This is a genomic window from Acidovorax sp. SUPP2539 (assembly GCF_030158975.1).
Classification (GTDB): Bacteria; Pseudomonadota; Gammaproteobacteria; order Burkholderiales; family Burkholderiaceae_C; genus Paracidovorax.
In genome coordinates, this window is record NZ_BQXJ01000002.1 from 57,885 (window position 1) to 70,542 (window position 12,658).

Sequence of the window (12,658 nt, forward strand, 5' to 3'; positions counted from 1 at the left end):
GCCGCAGCGTCACATCTCGGTATCGGCCCGCCCATGGGGGCGGCGATGCCGCAGCCCTACCTGCGGTTGCTCACAGACCTCGGCCGGCACATCCCGGGCGGCCGCGCGCACGGCGCCCGCCGCCTGCCAGCTTCCCCCGATGGGCATGTACGTCAACCCCGCCAGGATCCCCGCCAGGGAATTGGACAGGAGGTTCTGCTGTCCCGGCTCCCAGCCCTGGGTCAGGTGCCCCAGCACGTTGAAGACGCTGCCGGCCCCCGTGATGGCCGTGATGCGTGCAGGCGTCTGGTCCAGCAAGCGGGAATAGTCCGTCCCGGTGAGGCGCGGGTTCAGTTGCTGCACCGTATCGGACTGCCGAGCCTCCTGCTGGGTCACCGAGATCCAGTCCGCCGTTTCCACGGCCCAGTTGATGGCCGCCTTGATGGCGGAGGCCCCCGCAATCTCCTGCCACGCACCGCTTCGGGCCCCGCTGCTGCTGGCCCTGTCCAGCAGCACGGCCCGGGCGCCAGAGGTGTCGCCCCCCAGCACCGGCAGTTCGGACCACGCGTTGTTGCCAACGACGTTGGCCAGTCCGTAGAACAGGCTGGACGAGTTCATGTGGCTGCCACTCACGCCGCCGGAGGTTTCGGCCTCCGTGCCGACCATGCTGAACGAGGCCTGGATGAAGTCGCGCGCGAAGGAGTACGCCACCGTCTTGATGTCCCCGGCCAGCACGTCCGCAGGCATCGCCACGTCGCCCGTCAGCATCCCCTGCAGCGAAAGCCCGACCGAGGCCAGCGAGGCGCCGATCTGCTCCAGCGTCACGATGCGCGACATGCGCTGCTGCGTCTGCCGCAACTCTTCTTTCTGGTCGTCCGGGCACTGGTTCCACTGGTCCAGCGTCATGGCGTGGAAGCCGCGGGCCGCCGTGTCCGGGTCTCGCCCCTCGCGCTGCGTGCGCACGAGCGCCAGGCCGATGTTGAGCAGCCCGACCCCCACCTGCATGCCCAGCACCATGGAAGGCGGGGCTGTGCGAAAAGCGACCTTCATGGACTCCGCCATCATCTCGCGCACGAAGGTGGGCACGAAGACCGATGCGGCCTGGTGGACCCCATGACCCAGCACCGCCCCCATGATGCGCTGGCTGGGCAGCAGCCCGCCGATGGCCTGCGCCGTGGTGGACTCCGATACCGCGTTGCGGGCCGAAACGGCCGCATCCCCCACCCGGTGCAGGGCGGCGTTACCGGTCTCCATCGCCCCCACGCCCAGGCGCCGCAGCAGCGCCTGCCAGCTCTGCTGCTCCGGTATCGGCACCGTCGGCGCATCCTCGGCCGCGGGCTGCGGCATATCGACGGAATGGCTTTCACTCCCGGAGACGTCGAACGCGGGGAATTCAAAGAACTCCTCGTTGTGCTCCGGCACACCGTCCATGGACCGGAACGAGGCGTTGGCCGTCCCGGGCTCGGTGTGGATCGATCGGCCCCAGGCGCTGTCCAAATGCAGCACGCCACGGCCGTCGGGGCCCGGGCTGGCCAGGGGCGTGAGCCGGGAGGCGGCACTGTTGAACGACTCCGAACGGGTCGGGCTGGACAGCAGCGAATAGGAGTCGCCCTCGCGGCGCGCCAGCGATTGGCGCGGCGGCAGCGTTTCCGAGCGCGTGCCGGGCGCCCACCGCCGGCTGCTCAGCACTTCGTGCTGAAGCCGCGCGGCAACCTCGGCCCCCGAGGTACGGGCCGTCGGGCTCTGGGGCCGCGATGGAAGGGGCGAGGAGATCGCCGAACTCGGCCGCGATGCGTTGGTTTTATCCACCATGGGACCTCCCTGCCTGGCCGAGGGCCAGCTCGCCCGTCGAAGCGGCGCCTGCCTGCACGGCGTTGGCCAGCGCGGCCAGCTGCAGGATGGTTTGCCCCACCACCGCCAGCGAAGCGCTGGCCAGGGGGCAACGGCACAGGAGTTGCGGCCCGGAGAAGCCCCGGGCGAAGACGATGCCGAACTGAAGGATCAACCGGGTGGAGGCGCGCAGCGCGGCCACGCGCCGGGCCGGGTCGTCCAGGCAGTCCGCCGGCAGCGGGGCGGCCAGGATCAAGGCTTGCTCATCCGCATCCGGCAACAGCGCGACGCTGCGGCTTTCCAGCGCAATGGTTCCGGTGCGCGATGCCTCCCGCGCCTGCTCGCTGGACGCGCCCAGGAGCAGGGCCAGGTCCTTGATCAGCGACAGAACGCGGGGCGAAGCCTCCAGTTCCTGCGCAAGGGGCGGTGCTCCCGCGGGAGAGGTCAGGACGGCGCTCATCGCACACCCCCTTTCCCGTGCGACCCCGCATCCAGCGCCAGCACCCCTTCGCGGGTGGCGTGGCACATGGACAGCAGTCCGCCCAACTGCGCGGCCAGCAGGCGCTCGTTTTCCTGCTGCGTCTCCAGCCGCCGCACCAGCACGGCATCGCCGTTGTCCTCCAGGCCATAGCCCCAGTCGGCACTCAGCATCGAGTGGCCGTTGGCGAACAGCAGCGCATCGGTCCAGGTGTCCGGGGGAATCTGCTCGGGCCGGGCCATCGTGGCAATGGCGGCCCATGGGCCATTGTCCCGATGGCTCAGGGGTGCCACGCGCAGCGTGAACGGCCCCACTTTCGCTTCGCCCGTTTCTCCAAAAATACGGGCAGTGGCCGCGTCGGCCCCCAGTTGCAAGGCTGCTTCCCTGGCACAGGCCTTGCGCCGGGATGACAGTGCGGGGCCACGCACGGGTGGCTTCGGTTTCGCGTTTTTCATCGTCGTTCTTTCAACCGTTATCGCTTATGTATTTCCGCGCGACATGCGGATTTGGTGCCCTTTACACCAGCCGGCACTCGTCTCTGAAAATGTGCCGGCCGTTCCATCGTTGAATGTGCGAAGGCACCGCATGCCTCAGCCAGCGAAGCGATTGGCCGGTTTGCGAAAAAGAAAGTTGACAGGAACGCGCGACATTGAACCTTGGCAGGCCCGCCGGGTCGTGGCGCCCGCGCGAGGGCCGATTCCGGCGGGCCGCAAGGCGCCATCGCGCAGTGTGGAATCCTGCCATTCGATGCGCCAACGCAAATGAGACATATTCTCATTTATGTAACAATGTGCGCCGTGAGCCAGACAACCTGCAGGGACGACGGTGCCGCGATCGGCAGTGTCCAGACCGCGCGAGAGGGTATCCAGCAGACAACCCTTTTCGACGCACTCCATGGTTCACTGCCTGCACACCCGGCCTGTTTCTCTTGCGCACGGCGCCCTGCGCTTCGCCTCCATTCCGCATGCCCTTCGCCCGCTGGCGGGCGCTGCGCTCCTGGCGGTCCTCGCCGCCCCTGCCGCGCCGGTGTGTGGACAGGGCGTCGGTGCCGCCGCCCCGGGCGCCGTGCGGACGGCACTGCTGCCCCAGGTGGACGTGGTGGACGAGGCCGAACGCAGTCCGGGCACCTCCACCGTCGTCAGCGGCGAGGCACTGGAGCAGGCCGGCAGCATGAAGGACGTGGTGCGCAACCAGCCGCTGGTCTCGGCCCCCGGCACCGCCGCGGGCACCACCCGCAATCGCAGCAGCTTCGACCGCTCCGGCACGACGGGCTACAACATCCGCGGGATCGAAGGCAACCGCGTGGGCATGGACGTGGACGGCGTGGAAATGCCCGACGCCACCACCCGCCCCTACGTGAGCCGCGTGGGCGCGAACACCTTCGGCATCGGGCGCGACTTCATCGATCCCGAGATGTTCTCCTCGGTCAACATCCTGTCGGGCACCACCTCCGCCAAGCGCTCCGCCGGCGGCATCGGGGGCGCCGTGAGCTTCAAGACCAAATCGGCGAGCGACTACCTGCGGGGCGAACGGACCTCGTACCTGGGCGCCAAGATCGGCTACGACTCGGCCGACCGCGCATGGAACGAGAGCTTCACCGGCGCCGCCCGCAGCGGCGACCTCGATGGCCTGATCGCCTATTCGCGCCGGGACGGCCACGCGGCGCGCAACCACAGCGACGTGGTGAACAGCTACCCCGACGACTGGCACTCGGACGCCCTGCTGCTCAAGGGCGGCCTGCGCGTGGACGGCAGCAACCGGCTGGAATTCTCGGCCGACCTGTACCGACGCAAGGATGACACCTTTTTTCACGGGTGGAACACCACCAACACGGCCATCACCGAGCAGTCCCGCCAGGCCAGCGACACGGAGCGCAACACGCTGCAGCTGACCCACCAGTGGACGCCGCGCAATGCCTGGGTGGACCACGCGGACACCCGCCTGTACTTCCAGGACACGGGCACCACGGACGTGACCGACACCATCACGCTGGCCACCGGCGCCCTGGTGCGCAATCTTTCCGAGAACCAGACCCGCACCTGGGGCGCGTCCACCACGGCGGACAAACGCATCGGCCGGCACCAGCTGAGCTTCGGCGCCAACGCCTCCACCCAGGACGTGGACCGCCCCTGGAACGTGGCGGGCTACATGAAGCCCCAGCCCGACACCACCACCCGGCGCCTGGGCGCCTTTCTCCAGGACGACATCGTCTTCGATGCGGGCGGCAAGCGGCTTGCCGTGATTCCCGCCCTGCGCGTGGACCGCATCGACATCCAGACCCGCAACCTCGGCAACTTCGTCTCCGGCGTGCTCACCGAGCAGGACGTGAGGCGCCTGTACGGCAATGCGCCCTCCACCACCCTCTGGAGCCCCAGCCTCGGCCTGACCTACGACCTCGCGCCGCGCTTCATCACGTATGCGCAGTACAAGCGCAGCGGCCGCGCGCCGTCGCCGGGCGAGATCTTCGGCTCGTGGAACATGGCCAGCAACTACGCCACGGGCAACCAGTACGCGCTGATCGGCAACCGCGACCTGAAGGAAGAGTCGAGCAACGCGTTCGAGGTGGGCGTCAAGGGATCGCCGGCCGACGGCGTGACGCTCAACAGCTCGGTCTTCTACACGCGCTACCGTGATTTCATCGCCTACACCCGCTACACACGCGCCAGCGCGCCCAGCCTGTTCACGAACGTGCCTGCGCACATCGGCACCATCTACCAGGCCGAGAACCGCGACGAAGCCACCATCTACGGCTTCGAGCTGAGCGCCCGCCTCGAACACGGCCAGTGGAGCCCGGCGGCCCGCGGCCTGTACACCACCTGGGCGGTGGGCCTGAGCAAGGGCACGTCGCGGTCGCACTACGCCGGCGACAAGGACGTGGCGCTCGACTCCGTGCTGCCACGCAAGGCCATCGTCGGCGTGGGCTACGACGCGCCCATGAAGCAATGGGGCGTGAACTTCACCGGCACCTTCGTGGCCGCCAAGCAGGCAGAGGCCACCAACCGCGACAGCTACACCAACGCGGGTGCGGCGCTCACCGACGCCACCACCCAACTGTTCCGCGTGCCCGGCTATTCCGTGTTCGACCTGAGCGGCTACTGGCAGGTGAACAAGAGCGTGCGCCTGCAGGCCGGCATCTACAACCTGACCGACAAGCGCTATTGGGACTATGCCAGCGCCCGCAGCCTGCAGCCTTCGGTGGCGCGCGACCAGCGCGACATCGAACTGCTCACCCATGCCGGCCGCACGGTGGCGGTGTCGATGTCCGTCGCGTTCTGATCCGCCCGCGCCGGCCTCAGCCGGCCTTCTTTTTCCCATTCCACAGGAGTCTTCCCATGCCACACCCACTTTCCCTCGTTTCCCACCGCCCTCGCGCCATCCGCCGGGCCGGCATCGCCGCCGCCGCCAGCGTGGCGGCACTGCTCGCAGCCTGCGCGGCCCCATCGGCCCCTGTCGGCGACGGGCCGGCGCGGCCGGCGGGCGGCCACGGCAATGCCGCCTTCATCGGTGGCTACGACGCCAACCAGGACGGCCAGGTCACCCGCGCCGAATACGACGCGGTGCGCAAGCAGCGCTTCACGGCTGCCGACACCAACCGGGACGGCTGGCTCAGCGAAGCCGAATACGTAGCCGAGTTCGAGGGCCGCCTGCAGCAGCAGTACGCCGCCCAGAAGCGCCAGCCCGACGCGGCCCATGCCGCGTCGATCAAGCAGGCCCATGTGCGCTTCGGCATCCTGGACAAGAACAAGGATGGCCGCCTGACCGAGGACGAAGAACTCGCCATCGCCGACCGGACCTTCCAGGGCGCGGACACCAACGGCGACGGCGTGGTCAATGCCGCCGACGCCAGGAAGCCCTGAGGCCGCCATCCATGCCTGCCATGCACACCGCCCCCCTCTTGCCGTGGCTGCGGCGCACCGGCCTGGCGCTGGCCCTGGGCCTTTGCGGCCTGGCCCGCGCCCACACGCCCTACCTGCTGCCTGCGAGCTTCGACATCGAGCCCGGCTCCACCGTCAGCGTGGACGCCGGCTTCACCGAGAAGTTCTTCCTGCCCGACGTGGCGTTCGGCGACACGCGCTTTGCCATCACCACGCCCGATGGCGGCACGCTGCCGTTCGGCGACGTGCGCCAGTTCAAGACGCGCACCGTGGCCGAGCAGAAGCTGCCCGGCGCCCAGGGCACGTACCGGCTGAGCACCGGCCCGCGCCTGGGCGCGATCTTCCGCAGCTGGGAGCAAGGCGGCAAGGTCGAGGTGGCACGCGACCCCGCCACGCCGATGCCGCCCGGCGCCAGGCTGCTGAGCCACTACCAGTCGCTATCCATCTCCGAGGCCTATGTGACCGCGGGAACCCCCACGCGGGCCGCGCTGGCAGGCTCGGGCAAGGGGCTGGAGATCGTGCCCGCCACGCACCCGAGCGATCTGTTCGCCAAGGAAGCCTTCGACTTCGCCGTGCAGTTCGACGGCCAGCCGCTGGCCGGGCAGAAAGTGGACCTCTACCGCTCGGCGATGGACCTCGCCAGCCAGCACAGCGCCGAGAGCCTGAAGACCGATGCGCAAGGCCGCATCCACTACGTGCCGCCACAGCCCGGCGTGTACCTGGCCCTGGTGCGCCACCGCGCGCCCGCGCCGCAAGGCGCGGCGGCCCCCATGTATGGCCACAACTACACGCTGACCTTCCGGGTGCTGGCCCCGTAGCGCGGGGGGGGCGTCAGCCCCGCATCAACGCCTCAATCTCGTCCGCCTTCACCGGCACGCCGCGCGTGATCAGCTCGCAGCCGCCGTCGGTGACGATGGCGTCGTCCTCGATGCGGATGCCCAGGTGATGGAAGTCCTCGGGCACGCCCGGGGCCGGACGCACGTACAGGCCCGGCTCGATCGTCAGCACCATGCCGGGCCGCAGGATGCGGCTGGGGCGGTTGGCGATGGTCTCGCCCGAGAGCGGGTCCTTGCGTTCGCTGACCTGCCCGACCTCGGACGGCTCCACGTAGCTGCCGCAGTCGTGCACGTCCATGCCCAGCCAGTGGCCGGTGCGGTGCATGTAGAACTGGAAGTAGGCGCGGCTGTCGATCACGTCCTGCGCCGTGCCCACCGTGTTCCTGTCGAGCAGGCCCAGGTCCAGCATGCCCTGCGCCAGCACGGCCACCGTGGCGTCGTGCGGGTCGTTGAAGCGGGCGCCGGCCTTCGTCGCCGCGATGGCCGCGTCCTGGCTGGCCAGCACCAGGTCGTACAGCGCGCGCTGCGGCCCGGTGAAGCGGCCGTTGGCGGGAAAGGTGCGCGTGATGTCGCTGGCGTAGCCGTCGAGTTCACAGCCCGCATCGATCAGCACCAGTTCGCCGTCGCGCACCGGGGCGGCGTCGGCGCGATAGTGCAGCACGCAGGCATTGGCGCCGGCGGCGACGATGGAGTTGTAGGCCGGGCACTGGGAGCCGGCTTCGCGGAAGGCATGCAGCAGTTCGGCGTCCAGGTGGTACTCCCGCACGTCCTCGCCCGCGCGCAGCATGCGCGCGCTGCGTTGCATGGCGCGGATGTGGGCCTGGGCGCTGATGGCCGATGCGCGGCGCATGGTGTCCTGCTCGTGCGCGTCCTTCACCAGCCGCATTTCGTCGAGCAACGTGCACAGGTCGTCCTGCTGCGCCGGGCACAGCGCGCCGTAGCGCACCCGTGCGCGCACCTGGTTCAGCCAGCCCTCCACGCGCGCGGCCAGGCCCGTGTGGATGGCGAACGGGTACCAGACCCGGGTGCGGTTTTCCAGCAGGCGGGGCAGTTGCGACTCCAGCACGGCGGCCGAGTGCGCGGCGTCCACGCCCAGCGTGCCCACGGCGGCCTCGGGGCCCAGGCGGTAGCCGTCCCAGATCTCGCGCTCCAGGTCCTTGGGCTGGCAAAACAGCGTGCTCTGGCCCTGCGCCGTGATCACCAGGCAGGCGCCCGGCTCGGTGAAGCCGGTGAGGTAGTAAAAGTAGCTGTCGTGCCGGTACAGGAAGTCGCTGTCGCGGTTGCGCGGGCGCTCCGGGGCGGTGGGCACGATGGCGATGCCGCCTTCGCCGAGCATCGAAGCAAGGCGGGCGCGGCGCTGGACGTAGAGGGAGTTCTGTGGGCTCATGCAGGCATTCTCAGGGCATCGGCCGGGGGGCATTTGCAATTCCACCGGGCAAATTACATTTCGAATCACTGCAGGCACGCGCCGCCCCGGCGGTGCCCGCAAAGCGTTCGAGAATGGCGGGCTTCCCCTTTCCTGGATCGCGCATGTCCGGTTTCGCCCCGTTGCAGTTCATTTTGACGACCTTCCTGCCGCTGCTGGGCCTGGGGTTGACGGTGGCCCTGCTGGGCTACGGCGCTTATGCCCTGTGGGTCGATGTGCCGCAAAAGCTGGTGCTGTCGCGCCGGGCCCTGCTGGTGCTGTGCGGCGTGGCGCTGCTGTGCAACGCATGGTTGGGGCTGCGCCTGTACCTGTCGCACAGCGAGCGGCAGGAATGGAAGGACGGCGCCGTGCACCGTGCCAGCCGCGAGCGCTTCGCGCTGGCGCAGGATTTCCAGTACGGCGAGTTGCTGATCCCGGCCGGCAGCCTGGTCAACCGCCAGGACCCGTTCGACAAGGGCGAGCCTTCGCGCCCCGTGGCGCTGCATGGGCTGGAAGCGGTGCGGTTTGCGCAGCCGGTGCTGGTGGCCGGGGTGTGGGCCAGCGCGCTGCAGATCAACCCGCTGCGCGTGGAGCTGGCGCAGGACCAGCGCATCGGACCGCTCTACCGCTACGACGCGGCCAGCCAGGGCTGGGTGGCCAACAAACTGGTGCCCGCGCTGGCCTGCAAGAAGGGCCAGATGGCCGTGTTCCAGGTGCCGCACATTCCCTACGACGTGCCGGCGGAGGTGGGCAAGCCGCCACCGGACGGCCCCGCCGCGCGCTTTCTGCCCAGCCAATGGCTGTTCCGCAACTGCGAGGCGGCGCCGCCCATTGCCGTGCAGCCGGCAAACAGCGGCACCGCACCGGCCCAGTGATCGCAACGCGCCGAAAAAAGCCGCCCCAAGGAATCAGCGGTTGAGCTGCGCCAGCCGCTGCGGCGTGCCCACGTCGGCCCAGCGGCCGGTATAGAGCGATGCGGTGACACGGCCTGCGTCCATGGCCCGGCGCAGCAGCGGTGCCAGCGCGGCGCTGATCCCCGTCGGATTACCGGCAGGCACATCGCACCAGGGCGCGCCGAACAACTCCGCCCGCAACAGTGCGAGGGTGCTGTAGGTGTAGCGCGGCGCGGTGCTGTCGGCCGGCAGGTTCAGCGCCAAGCCGGCGTCCGACCGGCCGAAGTCCCCGCGCGGGTGGTGCTCCGGGTTGGGCACCAGCCACAGGTGGGCCAGCGCGGTGCTGGCGGCAAAGTGCTGCGCGGCATCGGCCGCGAACACGAAATCGGGCGCGAACACGTCGCCCGCCGCCAGCCAGAACACCGGCCCCAACTGCGGCAGCGCCCGTGCGATGCCGCCGGCGGTCTCCAGCGCACCACCGAAGTCGCGGCCTTCGTGCGAGTATGAAATCGATAGCAGGCTGCCGGCGGATTCATTGCCCTGGAGGCCGAAACGATCCCCAAACCGCTCGCTGATCTGCTCGCCCAGCCACGCCGTGTTGATGACGGCGCGTGGCACGCCCGCTTGGGCCAGCGCACGCAGGTGCCACTCCAGCAGCGGCACGCCCTGCACCGCCAGCAGCGGCTTCGGGCACGCATCGGTCAACGGGCGCATGCGCTCGCCGCGGCCTGCGGCCAGCACCATCGCGGGCACCTGCGCCCCCCCCTGGTCCGACGATGGGGTCCGCACGGCCGCGGTCATGCCGCAACGCCCTGGGCCACCGCGCCGCGCTGCAGCGCATGCCGCTGCGCCCGTGCCGGTTCGAACAAGGCCAGCAGCGCGGCCATCAGCGACTCGGCCTTGGCCGAATGGTCACCACCGAAATTGCACACGTACACATCCAGCGTGACCGCGCCCAGTTCGGGCCAGGTGTGCACGCACAGGTGCGACTCGGCCAGCAGCAGCGTGGCCGTCACGCCGCCCGGCCCCTGCGCGGTGGCCGGGAAGGTGTGGAACAGCTGGCCCACGGCCTGCAGCCCGGCCGCCTGCACGGCGCCGGCGCAAGCGCGGCCCAGTGCGGCAGCATCGGTCAGCCAGTGCGGCGCGCAGCGGCATTGCTGGAGATCGGCGGTGAGGTGCAGGCCTTGCATGGGGCTGCACTGTAGTGCATCGGGGCCCGGGTACGGAGCCCCGGGAGCCGCCCCGGTAAAATGCCGGGTTTTCCCCCCACCGCCCCCTTCCGGAGCCGCCCCTGATGGCCAATTCTCAACAAATGGCGAATGCGATCCGCGCACTCGCAATGGATGCAGTTCAACAGGCCAATTCCGGCCATCCCGGCGCCCCGATGGGTATGGCCGACATGGCCGTCGCGCTGTGGGGCCGCCATCTGCGGCACAACCCCGCCAACCCGCACTGGCTGGATCGCGACCGCTTCGTGCTGTCCAACGGCCACGGCTCCATGCTGCTGTACGCGCTGCTGCACCTCACGGGCTACGACCTGCCCATCCAGGAGCTGAAGAACTTCCGCCAGCTGCACAGCAAGACGGCCGGCCACCCCGAATACGGCATCACGCCCGGCGTCGAGACGACCACCGGCCCCCTGGGCCAGGGCATCACCAACGCCGTGGGCTTCGCGCTGGCCGAGAAGCTGCTCGCCAAGGAATTCAACCGCGACGGCCATGCCGTGGTGGACCACCACACCTACGTCTTCCTGGGCGACGGCTGCCTGATGGAAGGTATCAGCCAGGAAGCGCTGTCGCTGGCCGGCGCCTGGAAACTCAACAAGCTGATTGCGCTGTACGACGACAACGGCATCAGCATCGACGGCCAGGTCGCTCCCTGGTTCGTGGACGACACCCCGGCCCGCCTGCGAGCCTGCGGCTGGAACGTGATCGGCCCCGTGGACGGCCACGACGTCGAGGCCGTGGCGGCCGCGGTGCAAAGCGCCAAGACCTCCACCGACAAGCCTACGCTCATCGTCTGCAAGACCGCCATCGGCAAGGGATCGCCCAACCGCGCGAACACCTCCAAGGCCCACGGCGAGCCCCTGGGCGCCGACGAGATCACGCTCACGCGCAACGCCATCGGCTGGAGCCACGTGCCCTTCGAGATCCCGGCCGAGGTCTATGCCGACTGGAGCGCCAAGGACACCGGCGCCCAGGCCGAAGCCGAATGGCAGCAGCGCTTCGACGCCTATGCCGCCGCCTTCCCCGAGCTGGCCGCCGAGTTCACCCGCCGCATGGCCGGCGACCTGCCCAAGCACTTCGCGCAGACCGCCGTGGACACCGTGGTCGGCATGCACACCAAGGGCGAGACCGTGGCCAGCCGCAAGGCCAGCCAGCTGGCCCTGGAAGCCTTCACCGCGCAACTGCCCGAGCTGCTGGGCGGCAGCGCCGACCTGACCGGCTCCAACCTCACCAACACCAAGAGCACGCCGGCCCTGCGCTTCGACGAACACGGCGACGTGCAGCAGGTGGAAGTGAACGTGGGCGCCGAGACCGCTCGCATCGGCGGGCGCCACATCAACTACGGCGTGCGCGAATTCGGCATGGCCGCGATCATGAACGGCATCGCCCTGCACGGCGGCTTCATCCCCTACGGCGGCACTTTCCTCACGTTCAGCGACTACAGCCGCAACGCCATCCGCATGGCCGCGCTGATGAAGCTGCGCGTGGTGCACGTGTTCACCCACGACTCCATCGGCCTGGGCGAAGACGGCCCGACCCACCAGTCGATCGAGCACGCCGCCAGCCTGCGCCTCATCCCGAACCTGGACGTGTGGCGCCCGGGCGATACGACCGAAACCGCCGTCGCCTGGAGCGTGGCCCTGTCCAACCGCACCCAGCCCACGGCCCTGCTGCTGTCGCGCCAGAACATCGCCTATGCCCCCAAGCGCGACCTGGGCGACATCAGTCGCGGCGCGTACGTGCTGTCCGAGCCGGCCGATGTGGGCATCAAGAAGAAGGCCCAGGCCGTCATCATCGCCACGGGTTCGGAAGTGCAACTGGCGCTCAAGGCGCAGCAACTGCTGGCCACACGCAAGATCGCCGTGCGCGTGGTGTCCATGCCCAGCACGACGACCTTCGACCGCGAAGACACGAAGTACAAGCAATCCGTGCTGCCCGCCGGCATCCCCCGCATCGCGGTGGAGATGGGCGTGACCGACGGCTGGTGGAAATACGGCTGCGCCGCCGTGGTCGGCATCGACACCTTCGGCGAATCGGCCCCCGCGCCGGTGCTGTTCAAGCACTTCGGATTCACCGAAGAGAACGTGGCCGACACCGTGCAGGCTGCGCTCAAACGATAGTCATCGACCGGTACGG

General features: G+C 69.4%; 11 protein-coding genes. 5 read left to right on the plus strand and 6 right to left on the minus strand.

The genetic code is table 11. From position 1 onward, the window contains the following. Window positions 1-9: 9 nt before the first annotated feature. The 3 genes from AVTE2539_RS07895 to AVTE2539_RS07905 are packed head-to-tail and all read right to left on the minus strand — an operon-like array spanning window position 10 to window position 2,742. On the minus strand, window positions 10-1,791 hold the full coding sequence (locus tag AVTE2539_RS07895) for a KAR9 family protein (protein WP_284409568.1): 1,782 nt from the start codon (window positions 1,789-1,791) through the stop codon (window positions 10-12). Continuing rightward, window positions 1,781-2,269 carry a hypothetical protein gene (locus AVTE2539_RS07900; RefSeq protein WP_284409570.1) on the minus strand — a complete coding sequence of 163 codons (489 nt, stop codon included), beginning with the start codon at window positions 2,267-2,269 and terminating at the stop codon, window positions 1,781-1,783. Before AVTE2539_RS07900 ends, AVTE2539_RS07895 begins: the two co-directional genes overlap by 11 nt. Further along, window positions 2,266-2,742, minus strand: coding sequence for a hypothetical protein (locus AVTE2539_RS07905; RefSeq protein WP_284409572.1), 477 nt, complete (start codon window positions 2,740-2,742; stop codon window positions 2,266-2,268). Before AVTE2539_RS07905 ends, AVTE2539_RS07900 begins: the two co-directional genes overlap by 4 nt. A 439-nt stretch (window positions 2,743-3,181) precedes the next feature. Here AVTE2539_RS07905 and AVTE2539_RS07910 point away from each other — a divergent pair, with 439 nt between their 5' ends. Genes AVTE2539_RS07910 through AVTE2539_RS07920 form a run of 3 tightly spaced genes read left to right on the plus strand, consistent with a single transcriptional unit; the run spans window position 3,182 to window position 6,980 of the window. Next, a complete protein-coding gene (locus tag AVTE2539_RS07910; protein ID WP_284409575.1) occupies window positions 3,182-5,563 on the plus strand; it encodes a TonB-dependent hemoglobin/transferrin/lactoferrin family receptor in 2,382 nt (793 codons plus the stop codon). A gap of 56 nt (window positions 5,564-5,619) precedes the next feature. Further along, complete coding sequence (locus AVTE2539_RS07915) at window positions 5,620-6,144, plus strand: EF-hand domain-containing protein (RefSeq protein WP_284409577.1); 525 nt, start codon at window positions 5,620-5,622, stop codon at window positions 6,142-6,144. 20 nt (window positions 6,145-6,164) lie between these two features. Beyond that, window positions 6,165-6,980, plus strand: a complete 816-nt coding sequence (locus AVTE2539_RS07920; protein WP_284409579.1) for a DUF4198 domain-containing protein — start codon at window positions 6,165-6,167, stop codon at window positions 6,978-6,980. 13 nt (window positions 6,981-6,993) lie between these two features. On the opposite strand, the gene AVTE2539_RS07925 is transcribed toward AVTE2539_RS07920, so the two are convergent. Further along, the gene (locus AVTE2539_RS07925; RefSeq protein ID WP_284409581.1) at window positions 6,994-8,385 is read right to left on the minus strand and encodes an aminopeptidase P N-terminal domain-containing protein; all 1,392 of its coding nucleotides are present in this window, start codon (window positions 8,383-8,385) and stop codon (window positions 6,994-6,996) included. Between the two features lie 143 nt (window positions 8,386-8,528). Here AVTE2539_RS07925 and AVTE2539_RS07930 point away from each other — a divergent pair, with 143 nt between their 5' ends. Continuing rightward, window positions 8,529-9,278 carry a hypothetical protein gene (locus AVTE2539_RS07930; RefSeq protein WP_284409583.1) on the plus strand — a complete coding sequence of 250 codons (750 nt, stop codon included), beginning with the start codon at window positions 8,529-8,531 and terminating at the stop codon, window positions 9,276-9,278. 33 nt (window positions 9,279-9,311) lie between these two features. On the opposite strand, the gene AVTE2539_RS07935 is transcribed toward AVTE2539_RS07930, so the two are convergent. Then, window positions 9,312-10,097: a nucleotidyltransferase family protein gene (locus AVTE2539_RS07935; RefSeq protein WP_284409585.1), complete on the minus strand. Its 786-nt coding sequence runs from the start codon at window positions 10,095-10,097 to the stop codon at window positions 9,312-9,314. Next, window positions 10,094-10,486 carry an adenosylmethionine decarboxylase gene (gene speD / locus AVTE2539_RS07940; protein WP_284407352.1) on the minus strand — a complete coding sequence of 131 codons (393 nt, stop codon included), beginning with the start codon at window positions 10,484-10,486 and terminating at the stop codon, window positions 10,094-10,096. The genes AVTE2539_RS07935 and speD overlap by 4 nt, the downstream gene beginning before the upstream one ends. Before the next feature lie 104 nt (window positions 10,487-10,590). On the opposite strand from speD, the gene tkt reads away from it, so the two are divergent. Then, on the plus strand, window positions 10,591-12,642 hold the full coding sequence (gene tkt / locus AVTE2539_RS07945) for a transketolase (RefSeq protein WP_284409587.1): 2,052 nt from the start codon (window positions 10,591-10,593) through the stop codon (window positions 12,640-12,642). Window positions 12,643-12,658 lie beyond the last annotated feature (16 nt).